The following is an 18,947-nucleotide window of genomic DNA, read 5'->3' as shown; positions in this document are numbered from 1 at the left end:
GGAAGCATGTCACTATGGCTACAATTCATGTAGACGGTAAAGAGTATGATGTGAACGGAGCGGACAACCTGCTACAGGCATGTCTCTCTCTGGGCCTTGATATTCCTTACTTTTGCTGGCATCCGGCGCTGGGAAGCGTTGGGGCCTGCCGCCAGTGTGCGGTAAAGCAATTCCAGAATGCCGAAGATACCCGCGGCCGTCTTGTCATGTCCTGCATGACGCCGGCCTCTGACGGCACATTCATCTCCATCGATGATGGCGAAGCGAAAGAGTTCCGCGAAAGCGTGGTGGAGTGGCTGATGACCAACCACCCGCACGACTGTCCGGTGTGTGAAGAGGGCGGTAACTGTCACCTGCAGGATATGACAGTAATGACCGGCCACAGCTTCCGCCGCTATCGCTTCACCAAACGTACCCACCGTAATCAGGATCTCGGTCCGTTCATCTCCCATGAGATGAACCGCTGTATTGCCTGTTACCGCTGCGTGCGTTACTACAAAGATTATGCCGATGGCAAGGATCTGGGTGTCTATGGCGCACACGACAACGTCTACTTCGGACGCCCGGAAGATGGCACGCTGGAGAGCGAATTCTCCGGTAACCTGGTTGAAATCTGCCCGACCGGCGTCTTCACCGATAAAACGCACTCCGAACGCTATAACCGTAAATGGGATATGCAGTTTGCGCCGAGCATCTGCCAGCAGTGCAGTGTGGGCTGTAACACCAGCCCGGGTGAGCGTTATGGTGAATTACGCCGTATCGAAAACCGTTATAACGGCACCGTAAACCACTATTTCCTGTGCGACCGTGGCCGCTTTGGCTATGGCTACGTGAACCGCAAAGATCGCCCACGCCAGCCGATGCTGCTGCGCGGCAACGACTGGGTGACGCTGAACGCAGAGCAGGCGGTCAATGCCGGTGCAGATTTGCTGCGTCAGGCGAAAAAAGTGATCGGTATCGGCTCGCCGCGCGCCAGCATTGAAAGTAACTTCGCACTGCGTGAACTGGTCGGTGCAGAGAACTTCTCTACCGGCATGCCAGCGGGTGAGCAGGCCCGGCTTGAACTGATGCTGAAAATCCTGCGTGAGGGCGGTATCTATACGCCATCGCTGCGTGAAATTGAAAGCTACGATGCGGTGCTGGTGCTGGGCGAAGACCTGACCCAGGTTGGCGCACGCGTGGCGCTGTCAGTGCGTCAGGCCGTAAAAGGCAAAGCGCGCGATATGGCTGCCGCTCAGAAAGTGGCAGACTGGCAGATCGCCGCGATCCTGAACATCGGTCAGAATGCGAAACATCCGCTGTTTATCACCAACGTCGATGAAACTCGTCTGGATGATATCGCGGCATGGAGCTATCGCGCACCGGTTGAAGATCAGGCGCGTCTCGGTTTCGCTATCGCCAGTGCGCTGGATGAAACCGCCCCGGCGGTGACCGATTTCGACAGCAAACTGAACGGCAAGATGGATGTCATCGTGCAGGCGCTGGCCGGCGCGAAAAAACCGTTAATTATTTCCGGGACCCATTCCGGCAGCAGCGCGATGATCGAAGCGGCCGCCAACGTGGCCAAAGCGCTGAAAGCGCGCGGTGCCGACGTCGGGATTACGCTGCTGGCGGGACACGCCAACAGTGTGGGTCTTGGCCTGATGGGCGGTAATCCTCTGGAGAGCGCGCTGGAGCAGCTGAGCAACGGTGAAGCCGATGCACTGGTGGTACTGGAAAATGACCTCTATCGCCATGCACCGAAAGCGCTGGTGGATTCGGCGCTGGCCCAGACCACTAACGTAATTGTGGTTGATCATCAGCGCACCGCGACGCTGGACAAAGCGGGTCTGGTGTTATCAACCGCCAGCTTCGCCGAAAGTGATGGCACCTCGATCAACCATGAAGGCCGCGCACAGCGTTTCTTCCAGGTTTACGATCCATCTTACTATGACAACAACGTAGTGATGCTGGAGAGCTGGCGCTGGCTGCATTCGCTGCACAGCACGCTGGAAAGCCGTCACGTCGACTGGACGCAGCTGGACCACGTGATCGATGCGGTGGTCAGTCATCTGCCACAGCTGGCCGGAATCAAAGATGCGGCACCGGATGCCAGCTTCCGTATTCGCGGACAGAAACTGTCGCGTTCACCGCACCGTGCCAGTGGCCGTACCGCGGCGCGCGCCAATATCAGCGTGCACGAACCGCGTCAGCCGCAGGATCAGGACACGATGTTCGCCTTCTCAATGGAAGGGAACAACCAGCCAGGCGCACCGCGTTCGCAGATTCCGTTTGCCTGGGCACCGGGCTGGAACTCACCGCAGGCGTGGAACAAGTTCCAGGTTGAAGTGGGCGGCAAACTGCGTAATGGCGATCCGGGTGTACGGCTGTTTGAAGCCAGCGCAGCCAGTCTGCCCTGGTTCAGCAACGTTCCGGCGGCATTCGTCATTGAAGCGCAGTGGCGCGTGGCCCCTCTCTACCAGCTGTTTGGTAGTGAAGAGATGTCACAGCGTTCACCGGTCTTCCAGCAGCGTATGGCTCCACCTGCACTGGTGATTAACCCGGAAGATGCAGCGAAGCTGGGCGTCAACAATGGCGCGGCGGTTGAGTTCATCTGTGCCGGTGAGACAGTGCGTCTGCCGGTCCGTTTCTCGGCGTCACTGCAGGCGGGACAGATTGGTCTGCCGCTGGGCATGCCGGGCGTTCCGCCATTCCTGGCGAACGGTAAAATCGACACTCTGCAGGAGGCGGCGCAATGAGCTGGTTAACACCGGACGTTATCGACATTCTGCTGGCCATTGTTAAAGCCATCGTGATTCTGCTGGTGGTTGTGGCCTGCGGCGCGTTTATGAGCTTCGCCGAGCGTCGTCTGCTCGGCCTGTTCCAGAACCGTTACGGACCAAACCGCGTAGGCTGGGGCGGCTCGCTCCAGCTGGTAGCGGACATGATCAAAATGTTCTTTAAAGAGGACTGGGTCCCGCCGTTTACCGACCGCTTTATCTTTACGCTTGCGCCGGTTATCGCCTTTGTTTCACTGCTGCTGGCCTTTGCTATCGTGCCGGTTTCGCCAACCTGGATGGTGACAGACCTGAATATCGGTCTGCTGTTCTTCCTGATGATGGCGGGCCTTGCGGTCTACGCGGTACTGTTTGCCGGCTGGTCGAGTAATAACAAATACTCGCTGCTGGGTGCGATGCGCGCCTCGGCGCAGACCCTGAGCTACGAAGTGTTCCTGGGTCTGTCGCTCATGGGTGTGGTGGCGCAGGCGGGCTCGTTCAACATGAACGATATCGTCAACAGCCAGACGCACCTGTGGAACATCATTCCGCAGTTCTTCGGTTTCGTGACCTTCTGTATTGCTGGCGTGGCGGTGTGTCACCGTCATCCATTTGACCAGCCAGAAGCGGAGCAGGAACTGGCGGACGGTTATCACATCGAATATGCCGGTATGAAGTTCGGCCTGTTCTTTGTCGGCGAATATGTGGCGATTACCACCGTTTCAGCGCTGATTGTGACGCTGTTCTTTGGTGGCTGGCACGGCCCATTCCTGCCGCCGTTCATCTGGTTCGCCCTGAAAACGGCGTTCTTTATGATGATGTTCATCCTGATTCGTGCTGCGCTTCCGCGTCCACGCTACGACCAGGTGCTGTCATTCGGCTGGAAAGTGTGTCTGCCGTTGACGCTGTTGAACCTGCTGGCGACTGCCGCAGTGATTCTCTACACAGCGCCGTAAGGGGTTAACAAATGACTTTGAAAGATATTGTCACAGGCTTTGGCACGACAGTTCGCAGTATCTGGCTGATCGGGCTGCACGCCTTCGCCAAACGTGAAACTCAGATGTATCCCGAAGAGCCGGTTTATCTGCCACCGCGCTATCGTGGCCGTATCGTGTTAACCCGCGATCCGGATGGTCAGGAGCGTTGCGTCGCCTGTAACCTGTGTGCGGTTGCCTGTCCGGTTGGCTGTATCTCGCTGCAGAAAGCTGAAACCAAAGATGGCCGCTGGTACCCGGAGTTCTTCCGTATCAACTTCTCACGCTGCATCTTCTGCGGCATGTGTGAGGAAGCCTGTCCGACCACGGCGATTCAGCTGACCCCCGATTTCGAACTGGGTGAGTTTAAGCGTCAGGATCTGGTGTATGAGAAGGACGATCTGCTGATTTCGGGGCCGGGTAAATATCCGGAGTACAACTTCTACCGCATGGCAGGTATGGCGATTGACGGTAAAGATAAGGGCGAAGCGGAAAACGAAGCGAAGCCTATCGACGTCAAAGGCTTATTACCTTAAGGAGCAAGGCATGGAATTTGCGTTTTATCTTTGCGGGCTGGTGGCAGTGCTGACGACGTTGCGCGTCATTACCCACACTAATCCGGTACATGCGTTGCTGTACCTGATCGTTTCGCTGTTATCGATCGCGGGCGTCTTCTTCTCTATGGGTGCCTATTTTGCCGGTGCGCTGGAGATCATCGTCTACGCCGGTGCCATTATGGTGCTGTTCGTCTTCGTGGTCATGATGCTGAACTTAGGCAAACAGACCGAGAAGCAGGAGCGTGAGTGGCTCAGCCCGTCACTATGGATTGGCCCGGGAATCGTCTCGTTGCTGCTGCTGGTCGTAATGGTCTACGCCATCCTGACCGCCAACGATCAGGGCATCGATGGCACCATCATCGACGCCAAAGCGGTCGGCATCAGCCTGTTTGGTCCTTACGTACTGGCGGTTGAACTGGCCTCAATGCTGCTGCTGGCGGGTCTGGTCGTGGCGTTCCATATCGGTCGTGAAGAGCGTCAGGGCGAAGTCCTGAGTAACCGTAATGCTGACGCCGCTCAGGTGAAAAAGGAGAACGCATGATCCCGTTACAACATGGATTGATTCTTGCTGCCGTGCTGTTTGTCCTTGGACTGACGTCGCTGGTAATACGCCGCAATCTGCTGTTTATGCTGATCGGCCTTGAAATCATGATCAACGCCGCCGCTTTAGCCCTGGTGGTTGCCGGGAGCTATTGGGGTCAGGCCGATGGACAGGTGATGTATATCCTGGCGATCAGCCTGGCGGCAGCGGAAGCCAGTATTGGTCTGGCACTGCTGCTTCAGCTCTATCGTCGTCGTCAGACGCTGAACATTGATACTGTGAGCGAGATGCGCGGATGAATCTTCTCTATTTAACTGTCTTGTTTCCGCTGATCGGCTTTCTGCTGTTAGCGTTTTCGCGCGGTCGCTGGTCAGAGAACCTGTCGGCCACGATTGGTATGGGATCGGTGGGTCTGGCGGCCCTGACCACGGCTATGGTCGGTTTTGACTTCTTCGCCAACGGCCAGCAAGCCTACACGCAGGCGCTCTGGACCTGGATGCATGTCGGCAACTTCGACATGAAGGTGAACCTGACGCTGGATGGCCTGTCGCTGACCATGCTGTCTGTCGTGACCGGTGTCGGTTTCTTCATTCACATGTTCGCCTCCTGGTATATGCGCGGAGAAGAGGGCTACTCCCGCTTCTTCGCCTACACCAATCTGTTTATCGCCAGCATGGTTGTTCTGGTGCTGGCCGATAACCTGATGCTGATGTATCTGGGTTGGGAAGGGGTAGGGCTCTGCTCTTATCTGCTGATCGGTTTCTACTACAGCAATCCGGAAAACGGCAAAGCGGCGATGAAAGCATTCATCATCACCCGTGTGGGCGACGTCTTCCTGGCATTCGGCCTGTTCATCCTCTACAACGAGCTGGGCACGCTGAACTTCCGCGAGATGATGGAGTTGGCTCCTGCGCACTTTGCCGCAGATAACCATATGCTGCAGTGGGCAACGCTGATGCTGTTGGGTGGCGCGGTCGGTAAATCGGCACAGCTGCCGTTACAGACCTGGCTGGCAGATGCGATGGCCGGTCCGACACCAGTTTCGGCACTGATCCACGCCGCGACCATGGTGACAGCAGGTGTCTACCTGATTGCCCGTAGCCACGGTCTCTTCCTGCTGACGCCGGAAGTGCTGCATCTGGTCGGGATTATCGGGGCGATTACTCTGGTGCTGGCAGGCTTTGCCGCGCTGGTACAGACCGATATTAAACGTGTTCTCGCTTACTCCACCATGAGCCAGATTGGTTACATGTTCCTGGCGCTGGGTGTTCAGGCGTGGGATGCGGCGATTTTCCATCTGATGACGCACGCCTTCTTTAAAGCGTTGCTGTTCCTCTCTTCGGGTTCAGTGATTCTGGCCTGCCATCACGAGCAGAACATTTTCAAAATGGGCGGCCTGCGTAAGAGCATTCCGCTGGTCTACACCTGCTTCCTGGTGGGCGGCGCGGCGCTGGCGGCACTGCCGCTGATTACGGCGGGCTTCTACAGTAAAGATGAGATTCTGTTTGGCGCACTGGCTAACGGTCACATCAACCTGATGGTTGCGGGTCTGGTGGGGGCGTTCCTGACCTCTATCTATACCTTCCGCATGATCTTCATCGTGTTCCACGGCGAAGAGAAAATTCATGCGCACGCCGGTAAGGGTATTACCCATCATCTGCCGCTGATTGTGCTGCTGCTGCTCTCCACCTTTATTGGTGCACTGATTACGCCGCCGCTGGCAGGTGTACTGCCAGCAAATGAGTTCGGTGAAGCGGGCAAAGTGGGACTTGAAATCACCTCGGGCGTCGTAGCGATTGTCGGCATTCTGATCGCTGCCGCGCTGTGGCTGGGCAAACGTGAGCTGGTTACCCGTATCGCAAACAGTGCACCAGGCCGTTTCTTCGGCACCTGGTGGTTTGCGGCCTGGGGCTTCGACTGGCTCTACGATAAAGTGTTCGTCAAACCTTATCTGGGTATTGCGTGGCTGCTGAAGCGCGACCCACTGAATGGCCTGATGAACCTGCCTGCGCTGCTGTCACGTATTGCCAACAAAGGCCTGGTAGTCAGTGAGAATGGCTACCTGCGCTGGTACGTTGCGTCAATGAGCGTGGGCGCCGTGCTGGTGCTGGCTCTGCTGCTGGTGATTTAAAGATTGATGAGCGGGGCAGGTTAGCTAATCTGCCCATTGAGAATGTCAAAAATTGTCCTGAGCAAGGGCGTTATCGTCGCGGCCAGTTTGGTTACCGCCAGCGCACAGCAACCGGAGCATACCGAGGTATGTGAGGATTGCGAGCACTGCCGGGAGCCAAAATGGCAAGTAAGATAGCCCGAACTAAGACAAAGAAAAGGGAAGTGTGCCGTGTTATTACCTTGGCTAATTATCATACCCTTCGTCGGTGGTCTGATCTGCTGGCTCACTGAGCGCCTCGGCGCGAAGGTGCCACGCTGGATCGCACTGATCACTATGGGGCTGACGTTGGCGCTTTCACTGCAACTCTGGTTGCAGGGAGGCTATTCACTGACGCAGGCAGCGGGCATTCCGCAGTGGCAGTCAAGTTTCTCCGTTCCGTGGATCCCACGCTTCGGTATCAGCTTCCATTTAGCCATTGATGGCCTGTCGCTGCTGATGGTGGTGCTGACCGGCCTGCTCGGTCTGATGGCGGTGCTCTGTTCATGGAATGAGATTTCAAAGTATCAGGGCTTCTTCCACCTGAACCTGATGTGGATCCTGGGCGGTGTAATCGGTGTGTTCCTCTCCATCGACCTGTTCCTGTTCTTCTTCTTCTGGGAAATGATGCTGGTGCCGATGTACTTCCTCATCGCGCTCTGGGGTCATAAAGCATCGGACGGCAAAACCCGTATTTCCGCCGCGACCAAATTCTTCATCTACACCCAGGCTTCAGGTCTGGTGATGCTGATTGCGATTCTGGGCCTGGTGTTTGTTCACTACAACGCGACTGGCGTCTGGACATTCAACTACGAACAGCTGCTGCAGACGCCAATGTCGAGCGGTGTTGAATATCTGCTGATGCTGGGCTTCTTTATCGCCTTTGCGGTGAAGATGCCGGTGGTACCGTTGCACGGCTGGCTGCCGGATGCGCACAGTCAGGCGCCAACTGCCGGTTCTGTCGACCTGGCGGGTATCCTGCTGAAAACTGCAGCTTACGGTTTACTGCGTTTCAGTCTGCCGCTGTTCCCGAATGCGTCAGCCGAGTTTGCGCCGATTGCCATGTGGTTAGGCATCATCGGTATCTTCTACGGTGCCTGGATGGCCTTCTCGCAGACCGATATCAAACGTCTGATTGCTTACACCTCGATTTCGCACATGGGCTTTGTGCTGATTGCTATCTACACCGGCAGCCAGCTGGCGCTGCAGGGCGCGGTGATTCAGATGATTGCGCACGGTCTCTCCGCTGCAGCACTCTTCATTCTGTGTGGTCAGCTGTATGAGCGTCTGCATACTCGCGATATGCGTCAGATGGGTGGCCTGTGGTCGCGCATCAAATGGATACCGGGTCTGTCGCTGTTCTTTGCTGTTGCCAACCTCGGTATGCCAGGCACCGGTAACTTCGTCGGCGAATTTATGATTCTGACCGGCAGCTTCCAGGTCGTGCCGATGATTATCATCATCGCGACCTTTGGTCTGGTGTTCGCCTCGATTTACTCGCTGGTGATGATGCAGCGCGCTTACTACGGCGAAGCGAAATCGAAAGATCCGCTGCCAGGCATGTCACCGCGTGAGTTCATGACCATCGGGGTTCTGGTGGTGCTGCTGGTGCTGCTGGGCGTCTATCCACAGCCGATTCTGGATACTTCGCACGCTGCCATGAGCAATATTCAGCAGTGGTTTACCGCTTCAATTTCAACTACAAGGCCGTAATTCGCCATGACAATAACTCCTCACCAATTGATTGCGTTGCTACCGCTGTTAATCGTCGGATTGACGGTGGTGGTTGTGATGCTGTCCATTGCCTGGCGACGCAACCACTTCGTTAACGCCACGCTAACGGTAGTTGGCCTGAACCTGGCGCTGCTCTCGCTGTACTTTGTCGGTCAGGTCGGAGCGATGGATGTCACGCCGCTGCTGCGCGTCGATGGCTATTCGATGTTCTATACCGCGCTGGTCATGCTGGCGAGTCTGGCGACCTGTACCTTTGCCTATCCATGGCTGGCAGGCTTCCCGGACAACAAAGATGAGTTCTACCTGCTGGTGCTGATTGCGGCACTCGGTGGCATCGTGCTGGCCAGTGCTAATCATCTGGCCTCGCTGTTCATCGGTATTGAACTGCTGTCGCTGCCGCTGTTTGGTCTGATTGGTTACGCCTTCCGCCAGAAACGTTCGCTTGAAGCCGCACTGAAGTACACCATTCTTTCGGCTGCGGCCTCGTCGTTCCTGCTGTTTGGTATTGCGCTGATCTACGCCGACTCCGGCAACCTGAGCTTTGTGGCGCTGGGCCAGAGCCTGACTGACAGCATGATCCACGAGCCACTGCTGCTGGTGGGTCTGGGTATGATGATCATCGGTCTGGGCTTTAAGCTCTCACTGGTTCCGTTCCACCTCTGGACCCCCGATGTTTATCAGGGTGCGCCTGCGCCGGTTTCAACCTTCCTGGCCACCGCCAGCAAGATTGCTATCTTCGGTGTCATCATGCGTCTGTTTATGTATGCGCCGGTGACCGACAGCGAAGCGGTGCGCACAGTGCTGGCCATGATCGCCTTCGTGTCGATTCTGTTCGGTAACCTGATGGCGATTTCGCAGAGCAACATCAAGCGTCTGCTGGGTTACTCTTCTATCGCCCACCTCGGTTATCTGCTGGTGGCGCTGATTGCGGTGAAAGATCATCAGCTGTCGCTGGAAACGTCGGGCGTATACCTGGCCGGTTATCTGTTCAGCAGCCTGGGTGCCTTTGGTGTGGTGAGTCTGATGTCCAGCCCGTATCGTGGCCCGGATGCTGACTCGCTCTACTCTTATCGCGGCCTGTTCTGGCATCGTCCTATTCTGTCAGCGGTGATGACGGTGATGATGCTGTCACTGGCGGGTATCCCGATGACGCTGGGCTTTATCGGTAAATTCTACGTTATCGCTTCAGGCGTCAGTGCGCACCTGTGGTGGCTGACCGGTGCTGTAGTCGCGGGTAGTGCGATTGGCCTCTACTACTATCTGCGCGTGACGGTGAGTCTCTACCTCAGCCCGCCGGAACTGCATACCCGTGATACCCCGGCTAACTGGGCATTTACGGCCGGTGGTGTGGTGGTACTGATCTCTGCCATTCTGGTGCTGCTGTTAGGGGTTTACCCGCAGCCGCTGATCAGACTGGTGCAGATGGCTCAACCGCTGATGTAAGCGCGTTGCTGCGACTGACGAATCAGGCCTCCGGGCCTGATTTTTTTTGCCTGTAAAAGGGTGTCACCAGCAGGTGCTGGCGACACCGCGCTGATGTAGAGTGTGTGGATTAAAGGAGAGACCATGGACATTAACTGGCAGGATAAACACCATAGCGAACTGACCCCCTCACAGCTCTATGCCCTGCTGGCGTTGCGCAGTGCCGTGTTTGTGGTGGAACAGCAGTGCGCTTACCTTGATGTGGATGGCAAAGATTTGCAGGCGGAAAACCGGCATCTGCTGGGAATGGCGGATGACCAGCTGGTGGCCTATGCGCGACTGCTCTCCCCGGAGGATGAGACCAGCCCGGTGAAAATCGGACGGGTGATTGTTTCAGATCGGGTTCGTGGCGCGCGGCTGGGTAATCGTCTGATGGAGCAGGCAATCAATAGTTGTCAGCAGCACTGGCCGGGCCGCGATCTGTTTCTCTCCGCGCAGGCGCATCTGGAAAGTTTCTATGGGCAGCATGGCTTTGTCGCGGTGGAGGAGAACTACCTGGAAGATGGGATCCCTCATGTCGATATGCTGAAGAACGCGCCATAAAAAAAGGCGAGGCCTGAGCCTCGCCTGTTTACATCAACCCACCGTCATCTGGCGGTCGTCGACATATTTACGTTGATCCGGCGCAGGCGGGAAATATTGATAGAGCCAGGTTTCACTCAGCGTCTCATCTTTGCTGCGCAGGAACAGACGCATCTCTACCGGCTCGGTGGAGTCGCTGTTCGGATACCAGTCAAACAGGATGCGATAGCCCTTAAGCGGATCGACATACAGAATTTCAACCTGCTTCACGCTACCGGATGAAACGGTAATCACCGGCTCAATACCTTTCGGCGCAGCAGCCTGCAGATCGCCACCAATAAAATCGATGGCGAAGCGGCGGCACCAGGTTTCCGGGAAGTGTTCGCCAGGCGCCCAGCCTTCCGGGAAACCACCAATACCGGTACGGGTTGCATCCACGCGCGCCAGACCGCTACGCACCGGCGGCAGACCACTCCAGTAAAGCTTGTAGGAGAAGTTCAGCTCGCTGCCCGCTTTGACCGGCTCAGCCGGTTGCCAGAAGCAGACCACGTTATCCAGCGTTTCACCCGTAGTCGGGATCTCCATCAGGTTAATCGCGCCTTTGCCCCACTTACCCACCGGCTCAACCCACAGGCTGGGACGTTTGTCATACCAGCCAATCACATCCTGATAATCTTTGAAGTCGTGATTAAGCTGCAGCAGGCCAAAGCCACGCGGATTCTCATCTTCATAGGCGTTGAACTGCAGACGCTGAGGATTATTCAGCGGGCGGGCAATCCATTCGCCTTTACCGGTCCACATCGCCAGGCGATCGGAGTCATGGATCTGCGGATGGTAAGTGTTGCACATGCGGCGTTCGTTGGTGCCGCAGCTGAACATGCTGGTCATTGGCGAGATGCCAATCTGACGGATCTCTTTACGGGCAAACAGGTGGTTTTCCACCTCCATCACCACGCGTTTCTCTTCGCAATGGATGATGAATTTATAAGCACCGGTGACGCTGGCACCATCCAGCAGGGCGTAGCAGGTAAAGGTGGTATCTTCCGCTTTTGGCGTTTCAAACCAGAAGGCGGTGAAATCGGGAAACTCCTCCTGGCCATTGCTGAAGGTGTTGATCGCTACGCCGCGCGCCGAGAGGCCGTACTGGAAAGTATCGTCAACGGCACGGAAGTAGCTTGCGCCAAGGAAGGAGACGATGTCGCGACGGGCCAGTTCCGGTTTTTTAAAGGCGCGGAACCCGGCGAAGCCGAGGTCAGTTTTGCCCTCCAGCTGCTTCGTATCAACTTTGGCGTCGTTGTAGTTGAACAATTCGGGACGGAAGTGAATTTCGCGCGCTTCGCGACTCTCGCCGTCAACAGAGAACATGCGGATGCGCCGCTTGAAGCCCATACCGACATGGAAGAACTGAACGTCCAGTTGACGATCGGGCAGGTTGTTCCAGAGTGAGTGGTTGGCGTCATACTGAATTTCGTTGTACGCCTGCGGGGTCAGTGTGGCCAGCGTCTCCGGCAGCGCGCCCGGTGCTCCGCCCCAGGGTTTTTTCGCCAGCGCAGCCGCGTTTTTCTTCAATACGTCGAAATCGAAGCGTACGGCGGTTCCGTCAGCAATGCCATCTTCTGCCCATGCGGATTGCGCAAACAGCGTTGACAGGCCGGTCATGCCGCTGACGGCGGAGAAGGCCATTGACGCTTTCATAAACATTCTTCGATTCATGCCAGAGATTATTCCTTAGCTGTTCGAGGGTGTCGTGACTGTCGTGCAAAATGCACTTTCATGGCCCGATAATCACAGGCAACAGAGGGGTACGACAGTAGGGTTACTGGAAAATTCAGTCACGACAAAATTTATCAGATTAATCAAAGAAGCGAAGCGAAATTCCGCGGTTGCCGCTGCGTCTTACACTTCTTTGCGCAGCGAAACGGCGCACAGCCTGCACTGAGCAAGATTAACAGATGAAAAATCAGGTGATTCCTGGAGCAGGAAATCAGCAGAGCGCCAGATTATGACTATAGTTAATGAACTGCTTTGCAATTCACACGGAGGAAACGATGGTAAACCAGACAAATCAATTCGAAACGGGCCTCGATGACGATATTGCGTTACTGACTGAAACGCTGGAAGAAGTCCTTAAGGCATCAGGCGATCCGGCCGATCAGAAGTACATTGAGCTTAAAAGCAAAGCCGAACAGGCGCTGAACGATGTGAAATCCCGTGTCAGCCAGGCGTCCGATAGCTACTACTATCGCGCTAAACAAGCGGCTTACCGTGCAGACGACTACGTGCATGAAAAACCATGGCAGGGTGTTGGTATCGGTGCAACAGCCGGTCTGGTACTGGGTCTGCTGCTGGCGCGTCGTTAATCGCGATTCGCTGACCCGGTTGTAGCAGACAACAGTAATAAAAAAGCGGCGGGGCAATCCCGCCGTTTTTATTGGTTTTTAACTACCTGAACACCTTCCCCTCCCTTGATCCTGCTTCACCCTCGCTATCTTTATGCACAATGTGCCTGAGACGCAATGGTCACAATCCCTGGTGATGCCGATTGTGTCTGGCGGGAGGAGTTCGTACAGTAAAGCAAACGTGAAAAGGAGAACTCAACGTGATTAGAGTAGAGATGCTGTCGACCGGGGATGAGGTGCTGCATGGCCAAATCGTCGATACCAACGCAGCCTGGCTGGCGGATATGCTGTTCCAGCAGGGGTTACCTATGACCAGCCGCACCACGGTAGGAGATTCACTCGAATCGCTAATCGCCACGCTACAGGCGCGCAGCCGTGAGGCAGATGTGCTGATTGTAAATGGCGGTCTGGGGCCGACCAGTGACGATCTCAGTGCGCTGGCAGCCGCCAGAGCCTGTGGCGTTGAGCTAGAGGTGCAGCAGGAGTGGCTGGAACAGATGGAAGCCTGGTTCGCCAGCCGGGGACGCGTGATGGCGGCCAGCAATCGCAAGCAGGCGGAAATCCCGGCTAATGCGGAACTGATTGATAATCCGGTCGGTACCGCCTGTGGCTTTGCCCTGCAACTCAATCGCTGCTGGATGTTCTTCACGCCTGGTGTGCCATCTGAATTTAAAGTGATGGTGGAGCAGCAGATCATCCCCCGTCTGAAAGCGAAATTTTCGCCGCCCGAGCCACCGATTTGTCTGCGGCTGACTACCTTCGGTCGTGGTGAAAGCGATATTGCCGCCGAACTGGAGCCGCTGGCGCTGCCGGAAGGCGTAGTCATGGGATATCGCTCGTCCATGCCGATCATTGAGATCAAGCTCACCGGCCCGGCCAGTCAGCGGGTGGCGATGGAGCAGGTGTGGCAGCAGGTGCGCCTGCAACTGGCGGAGTGCACCATTTTCGAAGGCACCGAAGGCTTACCGGCGCTGCTGGCACGTGAGCTGGAGCAGCGCGGTGAGCAGCTGGCAGTCAGTGAGCAATACACCGCCGGACTGCTCTACTGGCAGTTGGCTGGCGCCAGCGTGCCGCTGCGTGGGGCTGACATCTTTCCACCCCGGCAGGAGACGCTGGAGCAGCAGGTGATCCGCACCCGCGAACTTGCTGCACAGCAGCAGGCCGCGCTGGCGCTCTCTGTTGGCAGCCTGGAGCAGGAAGAGATTTCGGTGGCGCTGCATACGCCGGATGGCAGCTTTGGTCAGCGTGTGAAGTTCAGTACCGGTCGCCATAATCTGGAGACGCGGCAGAAAGTGGTGGCGATGATGGCGATGAACATGCTGCGCCGCTGGTTACACGGCAGCGAAGTGAGCACCGGTCACGGCTGGATTGATGTGGTCGAAACTGTCAGACAGTAATGTTAGTGAAAACGAAACGGGCGCCTGAGGCGCCCGTTTTATATGTGACTGCGAATTAACCCCATACAGCGTCATTCTCGCAGCAATAAATTAGCTCAAAGCGCAGGGAACACGGGCAGAGGAGGAAAGCGTCCCGCGCCTGGGACAAAAACGCCGGGAGCGTTTTTGAACAACGCAACGCGTTGGCCCGGCTACGGGCGCACCTCAGGGATGAGGTGCGTAATCGCGCGGGCCGAGCTGTCAGGGATGACGCTTTTTGCGTCTTTCCGATCTGACCGTGTTCCCTAAGCTGACTCGATCTCACAGCAAATCAAGCCAGACTTATTCCATCTCAGTTATAACTCCAGCTCAATCTCGCCTTTGGCTTTGCAGCAGCAGGGCAGGATCTCATCCTGCTGCACAAAGGCCAGCGGCCGCTGTGGGTAATGCACTTCGCCTTTCAGCAGCCGCATCCGGCAGGAGCCGCAGTAACCTTCGCGGCACTGAAACTCCACGCAGAGATTGTTGGCTTCCAGCAGCGTCAGCAGATTGGTATGTTCGTCTGTGCATTCCAGCCGGGTGCCGGAACTGCGCAGAATAACAACGTCGCGGCTCATCATTAAAGCTGGAAGTCGTCGAAGTCGTTAGCGCCAACTTCAGAATCGATCTGACCCACCAGATAGGAGCTCACTTCCACTTCCTGCGGCGCAACCTGAACGTTGTCAGAGACCAGCCAGGAGTTAATCCATGGGATTGGGTTTGAGCGCGTCTGGAACGGCAAATCAAGGCCGACAGCCTGCATACGGATATTGGTGATGTACTCAATGTACTGGCAGAGAATATCTTTGTTCAGGCCGATCATTGAGCCGCCGCTGAACAGATATTCTGCCCACTCTTTCTCCTGCAGCGCTGCTTTCTTAAACAGCTCGAAGCACTCTTCACGGCACTCTGCCGCAATCTCTTTCATCTCCGGATCGTCTTCACCGCTGCGCAGCAGGTTCAGCATGTGCTGAGTGCCGGTCAGGTGCAGCGCTTCATCGCGGGCAATCAGCTTGATGATTTTGGCATTGCCTTCCATCAGCTCGCGCTCAGCGAACGCAAATGAACAGGCGAAGCTGACGTAGAAACGAATCGCTTCCAGCGCATTGACGCTCATCAGGCAGATATAGAGCTGCTTCTTCAGGGCGCGCAGGCTGACGACAACCGGTTTGCCATTGACCTGATGCGTGCCTTCACCCAGCTGATGCCAGTAGTTGGTCATCTCAATCAGATCGTCGTAATAGCGTGAGATATCCTGAGCACGCGCCAGAATCTGCTCATTGGTAACGATATCATCAAACACCACCGCCGGATCGTTAACGATATTTCGGATGATGTGGGTGTAAGAACGGGAGTGAATCGTCTCTGAGAACGCCCAGGTTTCAATCCAGGTTTCCAGTTCAGGAATCGAAATCAGCGGCAGCAGCGCGACGTTCGGGCTGCGGCCCTGAATCGAATCCAGCAGCGTCTGATACTTCAGGTTGCTGATAAAGATATGTTTTTCGTGGTCCGGCAGCGCCTGGTAATCGATGCGATCGCGGGAAACATCGACCTCTTCCGGACGCCAGAAGAAGGAGAGCTGCTTTTCGATCAGCTTTTCAAAGATGTCATATTTTTGCTGGTCGAAGCGCGCCACGTTTACGGACTGACCGAAAAACATCGGCTCTTTCAGCTGATCATTTTTGTTCTGTGAGAAAGTGGAGTAAGCCATAAAAGTTGTCCAAAAGTAGACGAAGCCAGGCCTCGTGAAATGAATGAGGCGGGAGATTCTCCCGCCTGACCATTAGATCTTACAGGCGCCGCTCTCGCAGCCATCATCCTGGATGGAAGGTGCCAGGTCATCCTGCGCATCTTCAGCACCGTCACGGGTGTTTTGATAGTAGAGCGTTTTCACGCCGAACTTATACGCCGTCAGCAGATCTTTCAGCAGCTGTTTCATCGGCACTTTACCGTTGGTGAAGCGCGACGGATCGTAGTTGGTGTTGGACGAAATCGCCTGGTCGATGAATTTCTGCATCAGACCCACCAGTTGCAGGTAGCCGTCGTTGTTCGGCATTTCCCACAGCAGTTCGTACTGATCTTTCAGACGCTCATACTCCGGCACGACCTGACGCAGGATGCCATCTTTCGACGCTTTGATGCTGATGTGGCCGCGTGGAGGCTCAATGCCGTTGGTGGCATTGGAGATCTGCGACGAGGTTTCAGACGGCATCAGCGCAGACAGGGTCGAGTTGCGCAGGCCGTGCGTTTTAATCTCTTCACGCAGGCTTTCCCAGTCGAGATGCAGCGGTTCGTTGCTGATCGCGTCCAGATCTTTCTTGTAGGTGTCGATAGGCAGAATGCCCTGCGCATAGGTGGTTTCATTGAACCACGGGCAGGCACCTTGCTCTTTCGCCAGCTCGTTTGAGGCTTTCAGCAGATAATACTGAATTGCTTCAAAGGTCTTGTGCGTCAGGCCATTGGCGCTGCCATCGGAGTAGCGCACACCATGCTTCGCCAGATAGTAGGCGTAGTTGATGACGCCGATACCCAGAGTACGACGACCCATCGCGCCACGCTGGGCAGCCGGGATCGGGTAGTCCTGATAGTCGAGCAGCGCATCAAGCGCACGTACTGCCAGGGTAGCCAGCTCTTCCAGATCGTCGAGGCTTTCGATGGCGCCGAGGTTGAACGCAGAGAGCGTACACAGGGCAATCTCACCGTTTTCGTCGTTAACATCTTCCAGCGGTTTGGTCGGCAGGGCGATTTCCAGGCAGAGGTTAGACTGGCGAACCGGCGCAATGCTCGGGTCAAACGGGCTGTGGGTGTTGCAGTGATCGACGTTCTGAATGTAGATACGGCCGGTAGAGGCACGTTCCTGCATCATCAGTGAGAAGAGATCGACCGCTTTAACCCGCTGCTTGCGGATGCTCTGATCCTGCTCATATTTGGTATAAAGGCGCTCAAACTCATCCTGATTGGCGAAGAATGCGTCATACAAGCCAGGCACGTCAGACGGGCTGAACAGGGTGATATCTTCGCCCTTCAGCAGGCGCTGATACATCAGCTTGTTGAGCTGTACACCATAGTCCATGTGACGCACGCGGTTGCCTTCAACACCACGGTTGTTCTTCAGTACCAGCAGGCTTTCGATTTCCAGATGCCACATTGGGTAGAACAGCGTGGCTGCGCCGCCACGAACGCCGCCCTGAGAACAGGACTTCACCGCGGTCTGGAAATGCTTGTAGAACGGGATACAGCCGGTATGGAACGCTTCACCGCCGCGAATCGGGCTGCCCAGCGCACGGATACGACCGGCGTTGATACCGATGCCGGCACGCTGAGAGACATATTTCACAATCGCGCTGGAGGTGGCGTTGATAGAGTCCAGGCTGTCGCCGCACTCGATCAGTACACAGGAGCTGAACTGGCGCGTCGGGGTGCGAACGCCAGACATGATTGGCGTCGGCAGGGAGATTTTAAACGTCGAGATCGCATCATAGAAACGCTTGATGTAATCCATACGCGTGTCGCGCGGGTAGCCGGAGAAGAGGCAGGCGGCGACCAGAATGTAGAGGAACTGCGCGCTTTCGTAGATTTCACCCGAAACGCGGTTCTGCACCAGATATTTGCCTTCCAGCTGTTTCACAGCGGCATAGGAGAAGTTCATGTCACGCCAGTGGTCGAGGAACTCGTCCATCTGCGCAAACTCTTCCTGGCTGTAATCTTCCAGCAGGTGACGATCATATTTGCCCATATCGACCATCTTAACGACCTGGTCATAGAGCTTTGGCGGCTCAAACTGACCATACGCTTTTTTGCGCAGGTGGAAGATCGCCAGGCGGGCAGCCAGGTACTGATAGTCAGGGGCATCGCGGGAGATGAGGTCTGCTGCGGCCTTGATGATGGTCTCATGAATGTCAGAGGTTCTGATGCCATCATAGAACTGAATGTGAGAGCGCAGCTCTACCTGTGAAACTGAGACGTTGTTCAGCCCTTCAGCTGCCCAGTCCAGCACACGGTGAATTTTGTCGAGATCAATGCGCTCCTGGCGGCCATCGCGTTTAGTAACGAGCAGACTCTGGTTCATGTCGCGTTTTTACCTTTGCGTGAGTATCCAAAAATTAAAAGAAATCCCGGTTTATACACAGCCTATTCATTGTGAATAATGTGTGGATAAACACTACATCTAGGGGGTGATGGGAAAAGCCATAACTACATGGGGGCATATTTTAGTATTTTACGGCCGCTTAACAAGAGCAAAAAATGATGGCTGGAGGGGTTGTAATTCTTGCGAAATTTCTTAGCCCACGCCTTGTAAGGCCTGGCATCATGTCAACCAGATCACACTTTTTTTTCTTATTATGATCGGGCGCGTGTTTCTTATTCAATCCTCAGGATTCAGCAGGAAAAGGGATGAAAAGTGGCTAAAAGCCGCT

Annotated in this window: 15 protein-coding genes; 11 read left to right on the top strand and 4 right to left on the bottom strand. The window is 55.7% G+C overall.

Annotated elements, in window-relative coordinates; translation table 11 throughout:
* The first annotated feature begins 14 nt into the window (after positions 1-14).
* The 9 genes from nuoG (at position 15) to EPG66_RS09115 (ending at position 10,736) form a co-directional block, all read left to right on the top strand.
* On the top strand, positions 15-2,738 hold the full coding sequence (nuoG, locus tag EPG66_RS09155) for an NADH-quinone oxidoreductase subunit NuoG (protein ID WP_182686598.1): 2,724 nt from the start codon (positions 15-17) through the stop codon (positions 2,736-2,738).
* Positions 2,735-3,712, top strand: a complete 978-nt coding sequence (nuoH, locus tag EPG66_RS09150) for an NADH-quinone oxidoreductase subunit NuoH (RefSeq protein WP_003854240.1) — start codon at positions 2,735-2,737, stop codon at positions 3,710-3,712. Before nuoG ends, nuoH begins: the two co-directional genes overlap by 4 nt.
* Positions 3,713-3,723: 11 nt before the next feature.
* Positions 3,724-4,266 (top strand): NADH-quinone oxidoreductase subunit NuoI, encoded by a 543-nt coding sequence (gene nuoI / locus EPG66_RS09145; RefSeq protein ID WP_031590610.1) that lies wholly within the window; start codon positions 3,724-3,726, stop codon positions 4,264-4,266.
* A gap of 10 nt (positions 4,267-4,276) precedes the next feature.
* Positions 4,277-4,828 carry an NADH-quinone oxidoreductase subunit J gene (nuoJ, locus tag EPG66_RS09140; RefSeq protein ID WP_010258075.1) on the top strand — a complete coding sequence of 184 codons (552 nt, stop codon included), beginning with the start codon at positions 4,277-4,279 and terminating at the stop codon, positions 4,826-4,828.
* Positions 4,825-5,127 (top strand): NADH-quinone oxidoreductase subunit NuoK, encoded by a 303-nt coding sequence (gene nuoK / locus EPG66_RS09135; RefSeq protein WP_003854236.1) that lies wholly within the window; start codon positions 4,825-4,827, stop codon positions 5,125-5,127. The genes nuoJ and nuoK overlap by 4 nt, the downstream gene beginning before the upstream one ends.
* Positions 5,124-6,959 carry an NADH-quinone oxidoreductase subunit L gene (nuoL, locus tag EPG66_RS09130; protein ID WP_010258078.1) on the top strand — a complete coding sequence of 612 codons (1,836 nt, stop codon included), beginning with the start codon at positions 5,124-5,126 and terminating at the stop codon, positions 6,957-6,959. The genes nuoK and nuoL overlap by 4 nt, the downstream gene beginning before the upstream one ends.
* Before the next feature lie 210 nt (positions 6,960-7,169).
* Entirely contained in the window at positions 7,170-8,690 is a 1,521-nt protein-coding gene (gene nuoM / locus EPG66_RS09125; RefSeq protein ID WP_010258081.1) for an NADH-quinone oxidoreductase subunit M, read from the top strand.
* Positions 8,691-8,696: 6 nt separating this feature from the next.
* Complete coding sequence (nuoN, locus tag EPG66_RS09120) at positions 8,697-10,154, top strand: NADH-quinone oxidoreductase subunit NuoN (protein ID WP_010258083.1); 1,458 nt, start codon at positions 8,697-8,699, stop codon at positions 10,152-10,154.
* 123 nt (positions 10,155-10,277) lie between these two features.
* Positions 10,278-10,736 (top strand): GNAT family N-acetyltransferase, encoded by a 459-nt coding sequence (locus tag EPG66_RS09115; protein WP_115757950.1) that lies wholly within the window; start codon positions 10,278-10,280, stop codon positions 10,734-10,736.
* A gap of 33 nt (positions 10,737-10,769) precedes the next feature.
* Here the strand turns inward: EPG66_RS09115 and EPG66_RS09110 are convergent, their stop codons facing one another.
* Entirely contained in the window at positions 10,770-12,428 is a 1,659-nt protein-coding gene (locus tag EPG66_RS09110; RefSeq protein WP_029519710.1) for a glucan biosynthesis protein D, read from the bottom strand.
* A 335-nt stretch (positions 12,429-12,763) separates the two neighbouring features.
* On the opposite strand from EPG66_RS09110, the gene elaB reads away from it, so the two are divergent.
* Positions 12,764-13,075, top strand: coding sequence for a stress response protein ElaB (gene elaB / locus EPG66_RS09105; protein ID WP_010258091.1), 312 nt, complete (start codon positions 12,764-12,766; stop codon positions 13,073-13,075).
* Positions 13,076-13,314: 239 nt separating this feature from the next.
* On the top strand, positions 13,315-14,511 hold the full coding sequence (locus tag EPG66_RS09100) for a nicotinamide mononucleotide deamidase-related protein YfaY (protein ID WP_182686596.1): 1,197 nt from the start codon (positions 13,315-13,317) through the stop codon (positions 14,509-14,511).
* A gap of 335 nt (positions 14,512-14,846) precedes the next feature.
* On the opposite strand, the gene yfaE is transcribed toward EPG66_RS09100, so the two are convergent.
* The 3 genes from yfaE to nrdA form a co-directional block, all read right to left on the bottom strand.
* Positions 14,847-15,107 carry a class I ribonucleotide reductase maintenance protein YfaE gene (gene yfaE, locus EPG66_RS09095; protein ID WP_010258095.1) on the bottom strand — a complete coding sequence of 87 codons (261 nt, stop codon included), beginning with the start codon at positions 15,105-15,107 and terminating at the stop codon, positions 14,847-14,849.
* Between the two features lie 2 nt (positions 15,108-15,109).
* Positions 15,110-16,240 carry a class Ia ribonucleoside-diphosphate reductase subunit beta gene (nrdB, locus tag EPG66_RS09090; protein ID WP_010258096.1) on the bottom strand — a complete coding sequence of 377 codons (1,131 nt, stop codon included), beginning with the start codon at positions 16,238-16,240 and terminating at the stop codon, positions 15,110-15,112.
* Between the two features lie 72 nt (positions 16,241-16,312).
* On the bottom strand, positions 16,313-18,598 hold the full coding sequence (nrdA, locus tag EPG66_RS09085; RefSeq protein ID WP_010258098.1) for a class 1a ribonucleoside-diphosphate reductase subunit alpha: 2,286 nt from the start codon (positions 18,596-18,598) through the stop codon (positions 16,313-16,315).
* Positions 18,599-18,947 lie beyond the last annotated feature (349 nt).

The organism is Pantoea pleuroti (assembly GCF_014156615.1).
GTDB classification, from domain to species: Bacteria; Pseudomonadota; Gammaproteobacteria; order Enterobacterales; family Enterobacteriaceae; genus Pantoea; species Pantoea agglomerans.
Note: the sequence above shows the minus strand (reverse complement) of the source record. Positions and strands in the feature narration are given on the sequence as shown.